The organism is Streptomyces xiamenensis (genome assembly GCF_000993785.3).
GTDB lineage: Bacteria > Actinomycetota > Actinomycetes > Streptomycetales > Streptomycetaceae > Streptomyces > Streptomyces xiamenensis.
Genome location: NZ_CP009922.3, coordinates 3,686,261 through 3,702,696, shown reverse-complemented (window position 1 = coordinate 3,702,696; position 16,436 = coordinate 3,686,261). Strand labels below are relative to the sequence as shown.

Annotated in this window: 20 protein-coding genes; 10 read left to right on the top strand and 10 right to left on the bottom strand. The window is 69.4% G+C overall.

All coding sequences use genetic code 11. The features are described 5' to 3' along the window. Positions 1 to 685 precede the first annotated feature (685 nt). From SXIM_RS17155 to SXIM_RS17120, 8 genes are all read right to left on the bottom strand, one after another. On the bottom strand, positions 686 to 1,324 hold the full coding sequence (locus tag SXIM_RS17155) for a GTP-binding protein (RefSeq protein ID WP_046724616.1): 639 nt from the start codon (positions 1,322 to 1,324) through the stop codon (positions 686 to 688). Continuing rightward, positions 1,302 to 1,664, bottom strand: a complete 363-nt coding sequence (locus SXIM_RS17150; protein WP_030728787.1) for a DUF742 domain-containing protein — start codon at positions 1,662 to 1,664, stop codon at positions 1,302 to 1,304. Before SXIM_RS17150 ends, SXIM_RS17155 begins: the two co-directional genes overlap by 23 nt. Before the next feature lie 6 nt (positions 1,665 to 1,670). After that, the gene (locus SXIM_RS17145) at positions 1,671 to 2,081 is read right to left on the bottom strand and encodes a roadblock/LC7 domain-containing protein (RefSeq protein ID WP_030728791.1); all 411 of its coding nucleotides are present in this window, start codon (positions 2,079 to 2,081) and stop codon (positions 1,671 to 1,673) included. 6 nt (positions 2,082 to 2,087) lie between these two features. Next, on the bottom strand, positions 2,088 to 3,074 hold the full coding sequence (locus SXIM_RS28575) for an ATP-binding protein (protein WP_053116234.1): 987 nt from the start codon (positions 3,072 to 3,074) through the stop codon (positions 2,088 to 2,090). Beyond that, the gene (locus SXIM_RS17135) at positions 2,960 to 3,754 is read right to left on the bottom strand and encodes a hypothetical protein (RefSeq protein ID WP_148236128.1); all 795 of its coding nucleotides are present in this window, start codon (positions 3,752 to 3,754) and stop codon (positions 2,960 to 2,962) included. Before SXIM_RS17135 ends, SXIM_RS28575 begins: the two co-directional genes overlap by 115 nt. A gap of 199 nt (positions 3,755 to 3,953) precedes the next feature. After that, entirely contained in the window at positions 3,954 to 5,537 is a 1,584-nt protein-coding gene (locus SXIM_RS17130; protein ID WP_030728795.1) for an acyl-CoA mutase large subunit family protein, read from the bottom strand. A gap of 181 nt (positions 5,538 to 5,718) precedes the next feature. After that, positions 5,719 to 6,402 (bottom strand): RNA polymerase sigma factor, encoded by a 684-nt coding sequence (locus SXIM_RS17125; RefSeq protein WP_046725735.1) that lies wholly within the window; start codon positions 6,400 to 6,402, stop codon positions 5,719 to 5,721. A gap of 397 nt (positions 6,403 to 6,799) precedes the next feature. Then, positions 6,800 to 8,401: a family 20 glycosylhydrolase gene (locus SXIM_RS17120; RefSeq protein WP_078846955.1), complete on the bottom strand. Its 1,602-nt coding sequence runs from the start codon at positions 8,399 to 8,401 to the stop codon at positions 6,800 to 6,802. Positions 8,402 to 8,613: 212 nt separating this feature from the next. Between SXIM_RS17120 and sdhC the strand changes: the two genes are divergently transcribed. From sdhC to SXIM_RS17100, 4 genes are read left to right on the top strand one after another with little or no spacing between them, the layout of a single operon-like run. Further along, positions 8,614 to 8,994, top strand: a complete 381-nt coding sequence (sdhC, locus tag SXIM_RS17115) for a succinate dehydrogenase, cytochrome b556 subunit (protein WP_078635258.1) — start codon at positions 8,614 to 8,616, stop codon at positions 8,992 to 8,994. Positions 8,995 to 9,000: 6 nt separating this feature from the next. Then, complete coding sequence (locus SXIM_RS17110) at positions 9,001 to 9,462, top strand: succinate dehydrogenase hydrophobic membrane anchor subunit (protein WP_030728806.1); 462 nt, start codon at positions 9,001 to 9,003, stop codon at positions 9,460 to 9,462. 22 nt (positions 9,463 to 9,484) lie between these two features. Next, complete coding sequence (gene sdhA, locus SXIM_RS17105) at positions 9,485 to 11,239, top strand: succinate dehydrogenase flavoprotein subunit (RefSeq protein ID WP_030728809.1); 1,755 nt, start codon at positions 9,485 to 9,487, stop codon at positions 11,237 to 11,239. Beyond that, on the top strand, positions 11,239 to 12,018 hold the full coding sequence (locus tag SXIM_RS17100; RefSeq protein ID WP_030728811.1) for a succinate dehydrogenase iron-sulfur subunit: 780 nt from the start codon (positions 11,239 to 11,241) through the stop codon (positions 12,016 to 12,018). Before sdhA ends, SXIM_RS17100 begins: the two co-directional genes overlap by 1 nt. Positions 12,019 to 12,124: 106 nt before the next feature. Here SXIM_RS17100 and SXIM_RS17095 read toward each other — a convergent pair whose 3' ends face one another. Together SXIM_RS17095 and SXIM_RS17090 are read right to left on the bottom strand one after the other, a co-directional pair. Then, entirely contained in the window at positions 12,125 to 12,475 is a 351-nt protein-coding gene (locus SXIM_RS17095; protein WP_078635341.1) for a hypothetical protein, read from the bottom strand. Next, the gene (locus SXIM_RS17090) at positions 12,472 to 12,888 is read right to left on the bottom strand and encodes an ATP-binding protein (protein WP_342783605.1); all 417 of its coding nucleotides are present in this window, start codon (positions 12,886 to 12,888) and stop codon (positions 12,472 to 12,474) included. The genes SXIM_RS17095 and SXIM_RS17090 overlap by 4 nt, the downstream gene beginning before the upstream one ends. 183 nt (positions 12,889 to 13,071) lie before the next feature. On the opposite strand from SXIM_RS17090, the gene SXIM_RS17085 reads away from it, so the two are divergent. The 6 genes from SXIM_RS17085 (at position 13,072) to SXIM_RS17060 (ending at position 16,431) form a co-directional block, all read left to right on the top strand. Further along, positions 13,072 to 13,905, top strand: a complete 834-nt coding sequence (locus SXIM_RS17085; protein WP_043177059.1) for a helix-turn-helix domain-containing protein — start codon at positions 13,072 to 13,074, stop codon at positions 13,903 to 13,905. Continuing rightward, positions 13,902 to 14,105: a DUF397 domain-containing protein gene (locus tag SXIM_RS17080; RefSeq protein ID WP_030728819.1), complete on the top strand. Its 204-nt coding sequence runs from the start codon at positions 13,902 to 13,904 to the stop codon at positions 14,103 to 14,105. Before SXIM_RS17085 ends, SXIM_RS17080 begins: the two co-directional genes overlap by 4 nt. 112 nt (positions 14,106 to 14,217) lie before the next feature. Further along, positions 14,218 to 14,439: a hypothetical protein gene (locus SXIM_RS28190; protein WP_078635260.1), complete on the top strand. Its 222-nt coding sequence runs from the start codon at positions 14,218 to 14,220 to the stop codon at positions 14,437 to 14,439. Next, a complete protein-coding gene (locus SXIM_RS17070) occupies positions 14,423 to 14,947 on the top strand; it encodes a DUF6879 family protein (RefSeq protein ID WP_046724615.1) in 525 nt (174 codons plus the stop codon). Before SXIM_RS28190 ends, SXIM_RS17070 begins: the two co-directional genes overlap by 17 nt. Beyond that, on the top strand, positions 14,937 to 15,770 hold the full coding sequence (locus SXIM_RS17065) for a helix-turn-helix domain-containing protein (protein WP_046724614.1): 834 nt from the start codon (positions 14,937 to 14,939) through the stop codon (positions 15,768 to 15,770). The genes SXIM_RS17070 and SXIM_RS17065 overlap by 11 nt, the downstream gene beginning before the upstream one ends. 163 nt (positions 15,771 to 15,933) lie before the next feature. Beyond that, a complete protein-coding gene (locus tag SXIM_RS17060) occupies positions 15,934 to 16,431 on the top strand; it encodes a glycine-rich domain-containing protein (protein ID WP_053116335.1) in 498 nt (165 codons plus the stop codon). The last annotated feature ends 5 nt before the right edge of the window (positions 16,432 to 16,436 follow it).

Below are 16,436 nucleotides of genomic sequence, written 5' to 3'. Positions count from 1 at the left end.
AACAGAGGGTGAACGGATCGGCACCGTGCGACCAACTGGGTTACGGGACAGCCCCCGTTCACCTTGCGGTGGGGAGCCGTTCAGCCACGGCGCCGGAAGGTGACGGCGCGGGGCGAGGCGGGGCGTGCGGCGCGGGGTGGCGGCCCGCGCGGCCGGGCCCGCGACGCCGGGCGCGCCGGGGAGCCGCACATCCGGGTGACCTCGCGATCACCGCGCCCGGCGGGAGGGGAGGAACAGGTGGGGGCGGTTGACCCACCAGATTCCTTGCTCCTTGTGGAGGTCGCGATGGTACGTCGCATGTCGGCCATGACGGCGGCGGTGGTGGTGGCGGGGGCACTGATGCTGGCGCTAGCGGCCCCGGCGGTGGCGCGCAGGGCACCCTGACGGTCGGCGACACCCGGTACACCGACCCCGGTGAGGGCTGCTACCCGGGGACGGTCCGGCCGCTGACGGTGGCGAACGGCACCGACATCACCGTCCTCGTCTTCGCCACGGAGGACTGCCGGGGCCGGGTGCTGGGCGCCGTCCATCCCGCGCCGACGATGTCTTCAGCCGGGGAGCGAGCCTCTACGTCCCCGGCTGACCGGGGGCCCGGCCCCGGACGCGGGACGCGACGGGTACGGGGCGGACGGACGGCTCCCGGTCACCGCCGAGGTGAAGCGGTGCGGCCCCGGCGGTGAACAGGTCACCCGGGGGCGGCGGCGGGGGCGGGGACGCCCTGGGGGTGGGCTGGGCCCGATATGTACTCGACGAGGGTGACCAGCGCGTCCATCGAGGAGGCCCGGTCCCGGGCGTCGAAGGTGACGACGGGGGTGTCCTCGGTCAGATCCAGGGCCCCGCGCAGTTCCTCGGTGGCGTACACCGCGCTGTCCGGGAACTGGTTGACGGCCACGGCGAACGGCAGTCCGCGCAGCTCCAGTTGGGCCAGCACCTCGAAGCTGTCGGCCAGCCGGCGGGTGTCCACCACGGCCAGCGCGCCGAGCGCGCCCTCGGCCAGCCCCTCCCACAGCTCCCAGAACCGCTGCTGTCCCGGGGTGCCGAACACGTACATCACCAGCTGCGAGTTGAGCGTGAGCCGGCCGAAGTCCATGGCGACGGTGGTCATCCGCTTGCCGTCGATGCCGGTGAGGTCGTCGACGCCGACCCCGGCCTCGGTCAGCGCCTCCTCGGTGCGCAGGGGCTCGATCTCGCTGACCGAGCCCACCAGCGTCGTCTTCCCGACCCCGAAGGCGCCCACCACCAGGACCTTCACCGCCCGGCGCACCGAGTCCGGCAGATAGCGGTCAGCGGCGGGCGCGGACTCAGCGGAGTCGGCGAAGACCATCCAGAACCTCCTGTAGCAATTCCCTGTCGGGGCGTACCGCCTGCGGGATTCCCGAGCGGGCGATCAGATAACCGCCGTCCACCAGTTCCGATGCGAGCACCTTCACCAGGCTGAGCGGCAGTTGGAGACGGGCGGCCGCCTCCGCGAGGGAGAGCAGTCGCTCGCACATCCGCACCAGGGCCCTGATCTCCCGGGTGGCCGTCACCGGCAGCGGTCCGGCGGTGTCCGCCCGCACCAGAAGTGTCTCCACCCCCATGGTGGTACGGCTCGGACGCGACTTCCCCCCGGTGATCACATAGGGCCGCAGCGCCCTCTCACGGTATCCGCCGTTCTCACTCATCGGCGATCAGGCGTTCCGTCGCGGGGGCGGGCCACCGCCGGGGCGCACGGCGGCGATCCTGAGAATCTGGGCCTGCATCCGCTGGGCCACCAGGCCCGGGTCCACCACCGGACCGGTGACGGCGGCCAGATGGGTGCCGGCCGCGCTGCGCATGAACAGGTAGCCGCCCCTGAAGTCGACCATCTGCTGGTTGACGGCGCCGTCCTCCTCGCCGAAGTCCCGGCCCAGGCTGCGGCCCAGGGACTGCAGCCCGGAGCAGTTCGCGGACAGCCGGTCGGCGCTGTCCCGGTCGATGCCCTCCGAGCAGGCGAGCAGCAGCCCGTCCGAGCTGAACACGATGACATGTCTGACGCCGGGCACGGTGGACACCTCGGAGATCATCCAGCTCTGCCGCTCGGGGCTTTCGACGTACTGCATGCGCGTTCAGCCTTTCGGGTGGGTGGTGGGGTCGGTGTGGCCGGCCGGGGTTCCGGCGGCGCCACCGGCGAGGAAGGTCTCCATCCAGTCCCCCGCCTCCTCGGGGGTCTGTTGCGGTTCGGGCGGTGCGCTCCACGGCTGCCGGGGCAGCGTCTCGCCGCGGCGGGAGGCGCGTTGGGGCAGTCCGGAGGGGCGTACGGGCGGGGGTGCCGGGTCCTGGCCGTGCTGCGGGGTGGGCTCCGGGGCCCTGGCGTGCCGGGGGACGGAGCCGGAATGTTCCGGCCGGGGCTGCGGTACGGGCTGCGTACCGGGGCGGGGTTCGGAGCCGGAGCCGGGTGCGGGGCCAGGACCGGGGCGGGGGCCAGGTGCGGAGCCGAGACCGGGAGCGGAGCCGGAGCCCTGGACGAGCCCCCGGCCGGAACGGGGAGCGGTGCCGGGCCCCCGGCCGGTCCCCCGACGCGGCGCGCGGCCCGGGCCGGGGAGCCGGCCCGGTGCCGGGCCGAGCTCCCGCCGGCCCCGGCCGCCGCCGGCGCCCAGCGGCTCCACCGTGGCGAGATCGGACCGGCCGATGAGGATCACCACCCGCACCCCGCCGTACGGGGAGGGCGACAGGTCCACCTGGAAGCCGTGCCGGGCGGCGAACCGCCCCACCACCGCGAAGCCGGTGCGCGGCACCTCCCCCACGTCGGCCAGCGCCACCGGCCGCCGCCCCGAGACGATCTGCCGGGCCCGGTCCATGCGGTACTCGTCCATGCCCAGGCCGCCGTCGTCGATCTCGATGACGGCGCCGCGCTGCACGGTGCGCACCATCACCGGGACGACGGTCCGGGGCGGGGAGTGCTCGGTGGCATTGGCCAGGAGTTCGGCGATCAGATGGATCAGCGGCTCGACGACCCGGGCGGCGGCGCCCACGTCCTGCTCGCCCGCCACCTCCACCCGCCGGTAGGCGACGATCCGGCCGGAGGCGGCGCGCACCACGTCCACCAGGGCCATCGGCTCCTCCCAGCGCTGGCCCGGCCACTCCCCCCGAGCACCTGGAGGCTCTGGGCGTGCCGCGCCTGCTGGGTGGCGGCGTGGTCCACCCACATCGCCGCCTCCAGGATGTCCGGGTCGTGGCCGTGCCGTTCGGACAAGGTGGTGACGGCGGCCTGGATGCGGTGCGCCGAGGTCTGTACGCGGCCGGCCAGCGCCACCATGGCCAGGCGCTGCGACTCCGAGCGCTCCGCGAGCCGTTCGGCGATCTCCGCGACCACCCGCTCGAAGTCCCGCACCACGGTCTCGGGCAGCTGGGCGCGGTACTTGACGGGCGGCACCTCGCGGCCGCGGAAGACCGCGGGCAGCCGTTCCGTCAGCAGGTGCTCGCACTCCTGCCGCAGCAGCGCGGCCTGCTGGTCGGTGAAGGAGCGCCACTGCTTGTCGCGCCGGGCCAGTTCGGCCAGCCGCCGGGCGGTCTCCGCCCGCTGGTGGGCCAGTTCGGCGGCGGTGGCGCGGTGCGCGCGCCACAGGGCGAGCAGCAGCCCGAGCAGCGCCGCGGCGCCGGTGCCGCACGCCGCCGCCATCGCCCACCGGGACGGGGCGGCCAGCAGCGCGAGGACCAGCGGCGCGGCCGGCGCACACGGCGCGACGACCATGGCCACGGGCCACAGTGCCGAAGTGGACGGAGGACGTGCCATGGAGAGCCTTCACGGTCGTGCGGGAGCGTGCCGCGACCGCCGCGCGGTCACCGCACGGAGCCGCGAAGTCACCTTTCGTGAGCGGGTGTCAGGGATCGGATCCTATCGACCGGCACGCCGTGCTCCCGCACGGCGCGGCCGGGCCGCGTCCGCGCAACTTCCGTACCTCCCGCACACCTTCCGCCACACCGCGGCCCCCTCAGAAGGTCTCCGAGGGGATGTACGCCCCCCACACCTCCCGCAGCGTGTTGCAAACCTCGCCCACCGTGGCGCGGGCGCGCAGCGCCTCCTTCATCGGGTAGAGGACGTTCGCCCGCGGGTCCTCGGCCGCCGCGCGCAGCGCCGCCAGCGCGCCGTCCACCGCCGGCTGGTCGCGTTCGGCGCGCAGCGCGGCGAGCCGGGCGGCCTGCTGCGCCTCGATGGCCGGGTCCACGCGCAGCGGTTCGTACGGTTCCTCCTCGGCGAGCTGGAAGCGGTTGACGCCGACGACGACCCGCTCCCCCGCGTCCGTCTCCAGGGCGACCCGGTAGGCGCTGCGCTCGATCTCCGTCTTCTGGAAACCCTGTTCGATGGCGGCGACGGCGCCGCCGCGCTCCTCGATCCGCTCCAGCAGCTCCACGGCGGCGTTCTCCACGTCGTCGGTCATCGACTCCATGACGTAGGAGCCGGCGAACGGGTCGACGGTGGCGGTCACATCGGTCTCGTACGCGAGCACCTGCTGGGTGCGCAGCGCCAAGCGGGCCGACTTGTCGGTGGGCAGCGCGATGGCCTCGTCGTAGGAGTTGGTGTGCAGCGACTGGGTGCCGCCGAGCACCGCGCCCAGCGCCTGGACGGCGACCCGCACCAGGTTCACCTCCGGCTGCTGCGCGGTGAGCTGGACCCCGGCGGTCTGGGTGTGGAAGCGCAGCATGAGCGACTTGGGGTTCTCCGCGCCGAACTCCTCGCGCATCACGCGGGCCCAGATCCGGCGCGCGGCCCGGAACTTGGCGATTTCCTCCAGTATGGTGGTGCGCGCCACGAAGAAGAACGACAGCCGGGGCGCGAAGTCGTCCACGGCCATCCCGGCGGCGACGGCGGTGCGCACGTACTCGATGCCGTCCGCCAGCGTGAACGCGATCTCCTGCGCGGGCGTCGCCCCGGCCTCGGCCATGTGGTAGCCGGAGATGGAGATGGTGTTCCACTTGGGCAGCTCCGCCTTGCAGTAGCGGAAGATGTCCGACACCAGCCGCAGCGAGGGCTTGGGCGGGAAGATGTAGGTGCCGCGGGCGATGTACTCCTTGAGCACGTCGTTCTGGATGGTGCCGGTGAGCCGCTCGGGCGGCACTCCCTGTTCCTCCGCCACCAGTTGGTAGAGCAGCAGGAGCAGCGCGGCGGGGGCGTTGATGGTCATCGAGGTGGAGACCTCGCCCAGCGGAATGCCGTCGAACAGGACCCGCATGTCGTCGATGGAGTCGATGGCGACCCCGACCTTGCCGACCTCGCCGTGCGCGATCGGGGCGTCCGAGTCGTGCCCCATCTGGGTGGGCAGGTCGAAGGCGACGGACAGGCCCATGGTGCCGTTGGCGATCAGCTGCCGGTAGCGGGCGTTGGACTCGGTTGCGGTGCCGAAGCCGGCGTACTGGCGCATGGTCCACGGCCGGCCGGTGTACATGGAGGGATAGACACCGCGGGTGTACGGATAGCTGCCCGGGGTGCCGAGTTTTTCGGCTGGATCCCAGCCCTTGAGAGCTTCCGGGCCGTATACCGGATCGATCGGCTTGCCCGACTCAGACTCACGCGTCATGGCAGGGACTTTAACGAGCGCCGCACCGCGCGGGGAAGGAGCGGAGGAGTCGGAGCGGCGTGGAGGAGGGAGTGCGCGGACGGGGCTAGGGGGAAAGCTACCCCGCCCGCGCGAGGGGCCTACCCAGAGGTACGGGGGGACCTCGGGTCGACCCGGGGCCGATGACCAGTCGGCCTGCCTCTTACTGCGCCGCGCGCCCGGATTTCGTTACCGGGGCCGGAACGGCGGGTGCCCCGGAGGCCGCCGAGGACGCTCCCCTGGCCTGCTGAACAGCCGGGGAGGCGGGAAGCGACGCGCCCGCCGGCTCGTGCTCGGGCCGCTCGGCGACCAGTTGGGCGAGCCGGCGCAGCCCCCGGTGGGTGGCGGTGCGCACCGCGCCGGGGCGGCAGCCCAGCACGACGGCGGCCCGCTTGGCGTCCAGGCCCAGCATGGCGCGCAGCACGACGGCGCCCGCCTGCTCCCTGGGGAGGGTGGCGACCAGGTCGAAGACGCGGGAGGTGGCAACGGCCTCCATGGCGGCCTCGGCGGTGTCCACCCCGGCCGGCAGCTCGATCAGTCCGGCGTCCTCCACCCCGCACTCCTGGGGACGCCGCCCGCGTGCCCGCAGGTGGTCCAGGGCGCGGTTGCGCGCGATCCGGTGGGTCCAGCCGCGGAACCGGTCGGCGTCGCCGCTGAAGCGCGACAGGTCCCGGGATATGTGCAGCCAGGCCTCGGCGGTCACGTCCTCGGCGTCGGGACCGGTGACCATGGTGCGCACGTAGCCCAGTAACCGTGGATGGACCGCGTGGAAGACCTGGCGGAAGGCGCTCTCGTCACCCTCCTGCGCGGCCTGTACCGCGGCGGTGAGCCGGCGGTCGGCCACCACCGCGCGGTCGGGTCGCCGCCGTGGTTCCCCCACCTGTTCGTGAACCTGGTCCTGCGAGTGAACCTGCGCCTGCACTCCGGCCCCCCTTAGCGGCCTCCACGCCGCACTCTTCGCCGTTCTGTTTCCAGAGCTGGTAACTGTGCGCTGTGGATACCGAACGCTACGCTTCCCGTGCTGCTCAGTCCATGGCGCATCTGTACGTATCCACCCGGTAACAGAAACCGGCCGTTGCACGCTGTACGAGGTGCGGACCCGAGCCCCGCCAGGCGTGGGTCCGCCGCGGCAGCCGGGGCCTCTCCTGTGGGGGGTGGCGGCCCTGGCTGCCATCGGCGCCCCGGGCGGTCCGCCCGGCACGCCGACCATGATCATTTTCTGTGGGCCCGAGACTAGCCCACCCTCATCCGACGTCATCCACCCGCTGGGTGAACTCCGCCCAGGTGCCGCTGGGTTCCCCGGCGTGCCAGGTCTTCTGCGCCATGGCGGCCAGCGGGAGCCGGATGCCCTCGGCGACCTGCTCGGGGGTCTGGGCGTCGGCAAGGTCGCACCAGATCGCGAAGCGGGCGCCGAGCACGTTCTGCGGGCCGCCCTGGCCCTCGGGCAGCGCGGTGGAGCCGCGCACCACGTCGGGCGTCCACTCGTTGTAGATGGCCTCACCCGTGGGATAGGTGAACTCGTTGGGCTCGCCGAGCACGTAGTAGAGATAGGCCGAGTTGAGGTTGATCAGAGGGAAGCCCTGGTCGAGGTACTCCTGCGGCTCGCGGGCGCCGATCTCGCGGCCGGTCCAGTACGTGACCTGCCGGTCCTCGCTGGGCTGCACCTTGCCGCCGGCGTGCATGCCGTCGTTCCACACCTGCGGGGTCTTGCCCAGCTCGCGGGCGGTCGCGGCGCGGTCGTTGATCCAGCCGGTGGCCAGGTCCCGTACGGTCGCCCCGGCCCCGTACTGCTCCTCGGCGGCCCGGGCCAGGTTCGGGTAGGTGGCCTCGGGGTCGGAGGCGTACAGCGCCGGGTACTCGTCGCCGCCGACGTGGAAGTACGCGCCGGGGAAGAGCGGGGCGTACTCGCGCAGCAGATCGTCGATGAGGGCGGCGGAGTCGGGGTTGGAGATGTCGATGGCGCCCTCGGAGACCGAGCCGTCCGCCCGCTTGAGCTGAAGGTCGGGGTTGGCGTCGAGCACCGCGCCCAGGTGTCCGGGCGAGTCGATCTCGGGGATGACGGTGATGTGCAGGGACTCGGCCAGCTCGACGATCGAGGTGACCTCGTCCTTGGTGAGGTGCTCCCGCGAGACGATCTCGGGGTGGCTCTCGCTCTCGATGCGGAAGCCCTGGTCGTCGCTGAAGTGCAGGTGGAACTCGTTGAGCTTGAGGTCGGCCAGCTCGTGCAGCCGCTCCTCGATCCACGCGGCCGAGTAGAACTTCCGGGCCGTGTCCAGCATCAGGCCACGCTGCTCGCGGTCGGGGGCGTCCTGGACGGAGCCCTCGGGGAGGCCGCCGTCCGCGCGCACGGACTGCACGAGGGTGCGGGTGCCGTAGAAGGCGCCGGCCCCGGTCTCGGCGGTGATCGTGACCTGGTGGTCACGGATGGTGAGGGAATATCCCTCGGGGCCCGTTCCTGCGTTCGGGTCAATCGTGAGCAGGACGTCCGAGGCGCGGGCGCCGTCGTCGGCGCGGTCCACGGAGAGGTCGTCGGCCAGCCGGTCGGCGGCGCCGGTGGCGTCCGAGCCGGACTCGGTGACCACCCGGGTGGTGTCGGAGGGGGCCCAGCCGGGGCCGTCGGCCGGCTCCCAGGTAGTGACCTGGGGAACGGTCTGGAGGTCACCGGTGGGGCCGTCCGCCAGTACGGGGTCGGGCAGATTCGCCGCGGGGGAGGTCTGGGTGGGGTCCGGATGATCCGAGGCGGTGTCGCCGCCGTCGGACCGCTGCGTGACGACAAGTGCCGTCGCGGTGGCTATCAGCCCCACGACGGCGACAATCGCCCATATCCGCCATACCGTGCTTTTCATACTCACGACGGTAACCGGATCAGCGGATGGCTCACGCGAAAGGATGAGATCCATGCGCGATTGATCACACCCTAGACCCCGCGTCCGACACGGGGTCCCCCGTCGATAGCATGGCGGGCGGCCGGTGGACCGTACCCGGCCGGGCCCGACGGAGACCCTTCGACAGACAGGAGTGCCGCCGCAGGCCCCGAATCGCTTCGGAGGGTTCTTCCGTGCCGGCAGGAACGCTGTACCGCGGCCGGGAAGGCATGTGGTCATGGGTGGCTCATCGAGTCACCGGTGTCCTGGTGTTCTTCTTCCTGTTCGTTCATGTCCTCGACACCGCACTCGTGCGCGTCTCCCCCGACGCCTACGACGACACCATCGCCGTGTACAAGACGCCGCTCGTCGCGTTCATGGAATACGGACTGGTCGCCGCCGTCCTCTTCCATGCGCTCAACGGCCTGCGCGTCATCGCCGTCGACTTCTGGAACAAGGGCGCCCGCTACCAGAAGCACATGCTGTATTCCGTGGTGGGCGTCTGGGTCGTGCTGATGGCGGGGGCCGCGTACCCCGTCCTCTCGCACGCCTTCCGTGAGCTGTTCGGGAGCTGATGCACGATGTCTTCCACTGATTCCATCACCGTGGACGAGGGGTACGACGCCGACCACCCCGCCCCGGTCATCGAGCCGCCCCGGGCCCGCACCGGCAAGACGCCCAAGGCCACCCGCACCAACTTCGAGCTGTACGGCTGGCTGTTCATGCGCCTGTCCGGCATCCTGCTCGTCGTCCTGGTGCTGGGCCACCTGCTGATCCAGCTGGTGCTGGACGGCGGCGTCTCCAAGGTCAGCTTCGCCTTCGTGGCCGGCCGCTGGGCCTCCCCGTTCTGGCAGGCGTGGGACCTGATCATGCTGTGGCTCGCCATGCTCCACGGCGCCAACGGGCTGCGGACGATCATCAACGACTACGCGCAGCGGGACAACACCCGTTTCTGGCTGAAGATGCTGCTCTACACGGCGACCATCTTCACCGTCCTGCTGGGCACGCTGGTGATCTTCACCTTCGACCCGAACATCACCTGACCGCACCGGGGCTGACGAACACATGCAGATCCACAAGTACGACACCGTCATCGTCGGTGCGGGCGGCGCCGGGATGCGCGCGGCCATCGAGGCCACCAAGCGCAGCCGTACCGCCGTACTGACCAAGCTCTACCCCACCCGCTCCCACACCGGCGCGGCGCAGGGCGGCATGGCCGCCGCCCTCGCCAACGTCGAGGAGGACAACTGGGAGTGGCACACCTTCGACACCATCAAGGGCGGCGACTACCTGGTCGACCAGGACGCCGCCGAGATCCTGGCGAAGGAGGCCATCGACTCCGTCCTCGACCTGGAGAAGATGGGCCTGCCGTTCAACCGCACCCCAGAGGGCCGCATCGACCAGCGGCGCTTCGGCGGGCACAGCCGCAACCACGGTGAGGCGCCGGTGCGCCGCTCCTGCTACGCGGCCGACCGCACCGGGCACATGATCCTCCAGACGCTGTACCAGAACTGCGTCAAGGAGGGCGTGGAGTTCTACAACGAGTTCTACGTCCTGGACCTGCTGCTCAACGAGGTCGACGGGGTCAAGAAGACCGCCGGCGTCGTCGCCTACGAGCTGGCCACCGGCGAACTGCACGTCTTCCAGGCGAAGGCCGTCGTCTTCGCCTCGGGCGGCAACGGCAAGTTCTACAAGGTGTCCTCCAACGCCCACACCCTGACCGGCGACGGCCAGGCGGCGGCGTGGCGGCGCGGGCTGCCGCTGGAGGACATGGAGTTCTTCCAGTTCCACCCGACCGGCATCTGGAAGATGGGCATCCTGCTCACCGAGGGCGCGCGCGGCGAGGGCGGCATCCTGCGGAACAAGGACGGTGAGCGCTTCATGGAGAAGTACGCGCCCGTCATGAAGGACCTGGCGTCGCGTGACGTCGTCTCCCGCTCGATCTACACCGAGATCCGGGAAGGCCGCGGCTGCGGCCCCGACGGCGACCACGTCTACCTGGATCTCACCCACCTGCCGCCGGAGCAGCTGGACGCGAAGCTGCCGGACATCACCGAGTTCGCGCGCACCTACCTGGGCATCGAGCCGTACACCGACCCGATCCCGATCCAGCCGACCGCGCACTACGCGATGGGTGGCATCCCCACCAACATCGAGGGCGAGGTCCTGGCGAACAACACGGACGTCGTCCCCGGCCTGTACGCGGCGGGCGAGGTCGCCTGCGTGTCGGTCCACGGCGCGAACCGTCTTGGCACCAACTCGCTGCTGGACATCAACGTCTTCGGCCGCCGGGCCGGCATCGCCGCGGCGGAGTACGCGGCCACCGCCGACTTCGTCGACCTGCCGGAGAACCCCGAGCAGTTCGTGTCCACCGAGGTGGAGCGGATGCGGGAGTCCACCGGCACCGAGCGGGTGCACGACATCCGCCGCGAACTCCAGGAAACCATGGACAAGAACGCCATGGTCTTCCGCACCGAGGAAACGCTCAAGGAGGCCGTGGAGACCATCGCGGCCCTGCGCGAGCGCTACCAGCACGTCTCGGTCCAGGACAAGGGCCGGCGGTTCAACACCGACCTGCTCGAAGCCCTGGAGCTGGGCAACCTCCTGGAACTGGCCGAGGTCCTGGCCGTCTCCGCGCTGGCCCGCAAGGAGTCCCGCGGCGGCCACTACCGGGAGGACTATCCCGACCGCGACGACGTCAACTTCATGCGGCACACCATGGCTTACCGCGAGGTCGACGCCGAGGGCAACGAGTCGATCCGGCTGGACTACAAGCCGGTCGTCGTCACCCGCTACCAGCCGATGGAGCGTAAGTACTGATGGCCACCCCGACACTGGACAAGGTGTCCTCCCCCGGGCAGGACTCCAGCCACCTCGTCACCGTCACCTTCCGGATCCGCCGGTTCAACCCGGAGGTCTCGGCCGAGGCGAGCTGGCAGGACTTCGAGATCCGCATCGATCCGAAGGAGCGCGTCCTGGACGCCCTCCACCAGATCAAGTGGGAGAACGACGGCACCCTGACGTTCCGCCGCTCGTGCGCCCACGGCATCTGCGGCTCGGACGCCATGCGCATCAACGGCCGCAACCGGCTGGCCTGCAAGACCCTGATCAAGGACATCACCGAGATCAAGGACGGCGTGGCCACCAAGCCGGTCCTGGTCGAGGCGATAAAGGGTCTGACGGTCCTGAAGGACCTCGTGGTCGACATGGACCCGTTCTTCCAGGCGTACCGCGACGTGATGCCGTTCCTCATCACCAAGGGGAACGAGCCCACCCGCGAGCGCCTCCAGTCCGCCGAGGACCGTGAGCGGTTCGACGACACCACCAAGTGCATCCTGTGCGCCGCGTGCACCTCCTCGTGCCCGGTGTTCTGGAACGACGGCCAGTACTTCGGCCCGGCGGCGATCGTCAACGCGCACCGCTTCATCTTCGACTCCCGGGACGAGGGCGGCGAGCAGCGCCTGGAGATCCTCAACGACCGCGACGGTGTGTGGCGTTGCCGCACCACCTTCAACTGCACGGACGCCTGCCCGCGCGGTATCGAGGTCACCAAGGCCATCCAGGAAGTGAAGAAGGCCCTGATCACCCGCCGCTTCTGAGCTGAGCGGGACGGCAGAGCCGTTCGACCGTGACGGGCCGGGCCCGGCATCCACACCCTGTGGACGCCGGGCCCGGCCCGTCTCACACCCCGGCCCACCGGCCGCGTCACCGCGCCCCCAGACACAACCCGGCCGCTACACCGCTGAGGGACAGCACCCCGGCAATGGTCACGGCCGCGACGGCGTTGACGGCGGTCTCGTACCCCCGAGAGAACCCCGATGCCCCGTGCGTGGCGGCGGTCGGCTCACAGGGCTCGGGCTCGGCCCCCCGCACCCACCGCGCCAGGCGCACGGCACACGGTTCGCAGGCGTGGAACGGCCGGCTCCGCCCGAACCCGACGACCGGCCCCAGCCACATCACCAGTACCTCACCCCGACCGCACATCAGGCACTCCCCCTCCTCCGCCCACCCGGAGATCACGTCGGTCTGCATCCACACCTGCGTCGAGACGTTCACAGCGCGCACCGGAACCAGACGATCTTCCCGGCACACCGGACGGTCCGCTCACACCCGAACGCGCACGCCATCTCCCGCAGCATCCACAACCCGCGCCCACTTTCGGCGCCCCAGGCGGGCGCCCGATGCCCCAGCACCGGCAACCGCACCGACCGGTCGAAGACCTGCACCGTGACCTCCACCCCGATCCGCGTCATCCGCAGATAGCAGCGCGGGTTCTCGACATGCTTCGCCACATCGCCGAGCAGCTCACTGACCCCCAACCGCACCAGATCGACGGCGTCCCGCGACCCGCCCCATGCCCGGGTCACCTCCCCAGCCACGGACCGCCACCGCTCCACCTCCACCGCGCAGGCGATTAACGAGCACCCGTACACGTTCTTTCGGTAACCGACCTGCACCGGATTCCTCATCACACCTCCAGGGCGAGGGAAGAGCGGTGCGCTCTCCGGCGCGCCGACATCACAGCGCGCCATGGAGCAGATGCGCACCGTCGCAGATCAGCATGCTCCAATTGCAGGCTTGAGTGCAACACCACATCCTCATGCAATTGCATCTTGGTATGACGGCACCTCAACTGGTGGCACACTGCTGCCGTGACAACATCCAGCCCTGTGGTGCGGCGACGACGCCTCGGTCTCGAACTGAAGCGGCTCCGGGAGGGAGCCGGCCTCAAGGGGAACGACGCGGCCAAGTCCCTGAAGTGGTCGGCCTCCAAACTCTCCCGCCTCGAAGCGGGCCGCTCGACACCCACCCCGGCCGACGTGACCAAGCTCCTGGACCTCTACCAGCTGAACGACGAGGCGCAGCGGGAGAAGCTGGCGATACTCACGAAGGAAGCCCGGAAGAAGGGATGGTGGCAGCTCTACAGCGACATCCCCTACACCACCTTCATCGGCCTGGAGGCTGAGGCGGAGACCATCCTCACCTACGAAACGGTGATCCCCGGACTCCTCCAGACCAGCCAGTACGCCGAAGCCATCAACCGCGCGACCGGCCCCGGGCTCACCGACGAGGCACTGGAACAGCGTCTCGATGTCCGCATGCAGCGGCAACAGTTGCTCACGCAGCACAACCCCATCCAGCTTCGCGCCGTTCTGGACGAATCCGCGCTGTGCCGCCTGGTGGGCGGTCCCGAGGTCATGCGCGCCCAACTCGCCCACCTCCTCGACATGGCCGACAGCCCCAACGTTCTGTTGCAGGCCATCCCCTTCTCCATCGGCGCCCATCCGGGGACACTGGTGGGACCGTTCATCATCCTGCGGTTCACTCATCAAGAGGATCCGGACGTGGTGTACGCCGAAGCCAATGACGACCCTTATAGCGGCGATCCGCAGGCGTACCAGGTCGTGTTCGATAATCTCCGGGCCAACGCGGCCAGTGTGCCGCAGACACTTGGGTTGATCCGAGACAGGATGAGGGAACTATGAGTACCCAAGAGGGGCAGAGCGCCGATCTCGACGACGCCATATGGAGGGCCTCGCGCAGGAGCCAGGCCAACGGCGCCTGCGTCGAGGTCGCCGACGGCTTTCCCGGCACGGTCCCGGTCCGGGACAGCAAACAGCCCCATCAGATTCTCCTGATCCCCACCGCCGCCTGGACCACGTTCCTCACCAGCCTCAGGGGCTGACGGGATCTACCCGACAACGCGAATATGCGTAAGGTGCGGTGGACCCGGCGTCTCCGGTCGACCTACCTTTCTTGTGACCGGGAGCAACGTCTCGGCCTCGCAAGGAGGACGCATGGCACGTGAAGGGCTAATCCGCCTGACAGGTAGCGGCAGCGGGAACGGCGACGACACACCTTGTGACAGCAACGACTGTCCGAATGTCTATCGGACTCAGAGTGGTTCATTTCTCATCCAGGGCGACGTTTCCAGCGCCTTCACCACTCCTGCTGGTGAGAGCCTGGTCGAGGTCCCCGAGCACGTGCTGAGGGAGGCCGTCCGTGCACTTGGATGGTGAGGATTGGGAGAAGTACTTCGACGCGTTCGATCAAGAGGCGTGGCGGTTCGAGGCACAGCCCACGTACACCATGCCCAAAGAGCAGGAGAACGTTGCCCGTTTCCTGCGGGGCGAGCCCAAGCCCCATGAGCACAATGCGCGGTGGCACGAACGGGTACAGGGCTACATCTCATCCGGCCGACGCATCGGGAGAGTCCGCATCGTGCGCCAGCCGCTCACCGACTACCAGCGATACCAGTTCGCATGGGGCATCCCCGGCAACATCGCGGCCGGCGAGGACATCCGCGTGCTGGACGTGACTGCGGAGGACTACGGCCTGCCGCTCTCCGGCCAGGACTGGTGGATGTTCGACGGAACACGCATCGCCCAGCTCAACTTCCGCCCGGACGGAACACAGATCAACCGCGAGACATACGAGGGCGATCCGGCCCCCTATCGCGAGTGGAAACGTATCGCCCTGGAACATGCCGTGCCCTTCAAGGAGTACGTGAAGGTCCTTGGCGTTTGAACCCGCGCAGCTCGGACAGTCAAAGGCTGATCTGGCGGAAACCCTTCGCACGATGCGCAAGCGAGCCGGCCGGACGCAGGTCTGGCTGGCTCGGCGCTGCAACATGTCACAAACCAAGCTCAGCAACATCGAAACCGCTCGGGCTACTCCTGGACTTGTCGATGTTGAGTTGATCCTTGGGGCTCTCTCAGCGCCCCAAGAGATCGTGGCGGAGGTCACCGCACTCGCACGCCTCGCCAACACGGAATGGCAGAGCAACCGTGCCTCTTGGCGCAGGGGGTTGGAGAGACGACAAGGGGAGCTGGCGGTACTGGAGACAGAGGCCACAGAACTCCGCTACTTCCTGCCTGCCATGGTGACGGGCCTGTTGGCGACGCCCGAGTACATCAGGGCGAGCCTTGAACACGCTCCCGTGGACGCCGCCAAAACGGTCGCGAAGAAGCTTGAACGGCAGGCAGTGCTCTACGACTCGACCAAACGATTCACCTTCTTGCTGACCGAACAGGCGATCCGATGGTCGATTGTTCCGCGTCTCGCGATAGCTGTGCAGATCGACCGCATCGTATCGCTGTCGCGACTTCCCAATGTGCGCATCGGCGTCATACCCTTCGGCTCACCAGTGAGCCGTGGCCCTTTGAACACCTTCACGGTCTATGACCGGCGACTGGCGACGGTCGAGAATCTCACCGGAAGAATCGTCTTTCAAGACCCTCGTGACATTGCCGAACATCTGAACATTTTTGAGCTGTTCGAGAGGCAAGGGCTCTTCGGCGACGAAGCTCGGAATATGCTGAGCCAGTGGGCGGAGGAATACCGGTCGTGATAATTACCCAAGAACGTGAATATTCCTGTCTCTTCCGGAACGCAAGGCGGATCATGGCTACAGAGGCGGCCCCATTCCAGGGACCGTAACCCCCGGCGGAGAATGCGTGATCGGTTGTTCCGCCTGGAGGGGCATGACGTGCCACAACAGGGAGGAAGACACCATGCACGGCGTACGAGCGTTACTCACCCCCGCCGCGTTCACGGGAGTCGTCGCCACCGTCATCGACAACAACCCCGGCATGGAGAAACGTACAGCCGAGAGGATCGTCACGGAAGCGCTCAAGTTCGTGGAAGCCGCAGCGCAGTTCCCGAACGACAGAATCACGCCCTCCAATGTGGTGGACGAGGGATGGCATGCCCTGATTCTGCACACCAACTTGTACAAGAAGCTCTGCGCGAACCTCGGGCGATTCGTTCACCACTGGCCCGAGCGCCCTGACGCCGAGCGCCACGACCGACGCGCACTCGTCCACACGGTGACCATCATCGAACGCGCCGGGCACAGCGTGGACACGGAATTGTGGACGGGACCGACCGCACCTCTGATTCCGACAGCGGCCCAGTGTTCCCACACGCCGAAGCCCGGGGGATGCGGGCCGATCAACCCGGGCAATTGCGCATCGCATTGCTCAGGAGGCGACGGGGGAAGCAGCCAGTAGTCTGC

Bases quoted from the DNA above. Each gene is read 5' to 3' on its own strand.
- SXIM_RS17155 (WP_046724616.1), bottom strand. From the start codon at position 1,324: ATGGTCTTCGCCGACTCCGCTGAGTCCGCGCCCGCCGCTGACCGCTAT.
- SXIM_RS17150 (WP_030728787.1), bottom strand. From the start codon at position 1,664: ATGAGTGAGAACGGCGGATACCGTGAGAGGGCGCTGCGGCCCTATGTG.
- SXIM_RS17145 (WP_030728791.1), bottom strand. From the start codon at position 2,081: ATGCAGTACGTCGAAAGCCCCGAGCGGCAGAGCTGGATGATCTCCGAG.
- SXIM_RS28575 (WP_053116234.1), bottom strand. From the start codon at position 3,074: ATGGCCCTGGTGGACGTGGTGCGCGCCGCCTCCGGCCGGATCGTCGCC.
- SXIM_RS17135 (WP_148236128.1), bottom strand. From the start codon at position 3,754: ATGGCACGTCCTCCGTCCACTTCGGCACTGTGGCCCGTGGCCATGGTC.
- SXIM_RS17130 (WP_030728795.1), bottom strand. From the start codon at position 5,537: ATGACGCGTGAGTCTGAGTCGGGCAAGCCGATCGATCCGGTATACGGC.
- SXIM_RS17120 (WP_078846955.1), bottom strand. From the start codon at position 8,401: ATGAAAAGCACGGTATGGCGGATATGGGCGATTGTCGCCGTCGTGGGG.
- SXIM_RS17110 (WP_030728806.1), top strand. From the start codon at position 9,001: ATGTCTTCCACTGATTCCATCACCGTGGACGAGGGGTACGACGCCGAC.
- sdhA (WP_030728809.1), top strand. From the start codon at position 9,485: ATGCAGATCCACAAGTACGACACCGTCATCGTCGGTGCGGGCGGCGCC.
- SXIM_RS17100 (WP_030728811.1), top strand. From the start codon at position 11,239: ATGGCCACCCCGACACTGGACAAGGTGTCCTCCCCCGGGCAGGACTCC.
- SXIM_RS17090 (WP_342783605.1), bottom strand. From the start codon at position 12,888: ATGAGGAATCCGGTGCAGGTCGGTTACCGAAAGAACGTGTACGGGTGC.
- SXIM_RS17080 (WP_030728819.1), top strand. From the start codon at position 13,902: ATGAGTACCCAAGAGGGGCAGAGCGCCGATCTCGACGACGCCATATGG.
- SXIM_RS28190 (WP_078635260.1), top strand. From the start codon at position 14,218: ATGGCACGTGAAGGGCTAATCCGCCTGACAGGTAGCGGCAGCGGGAAC.
- SXIM_RS17060 (WP_053116335.1), top strand. From the start codon at position 15,934: ATGCACGGCGTACGAGCGTTACTCACCCCCGCCGCGTTCACGGGAGTC.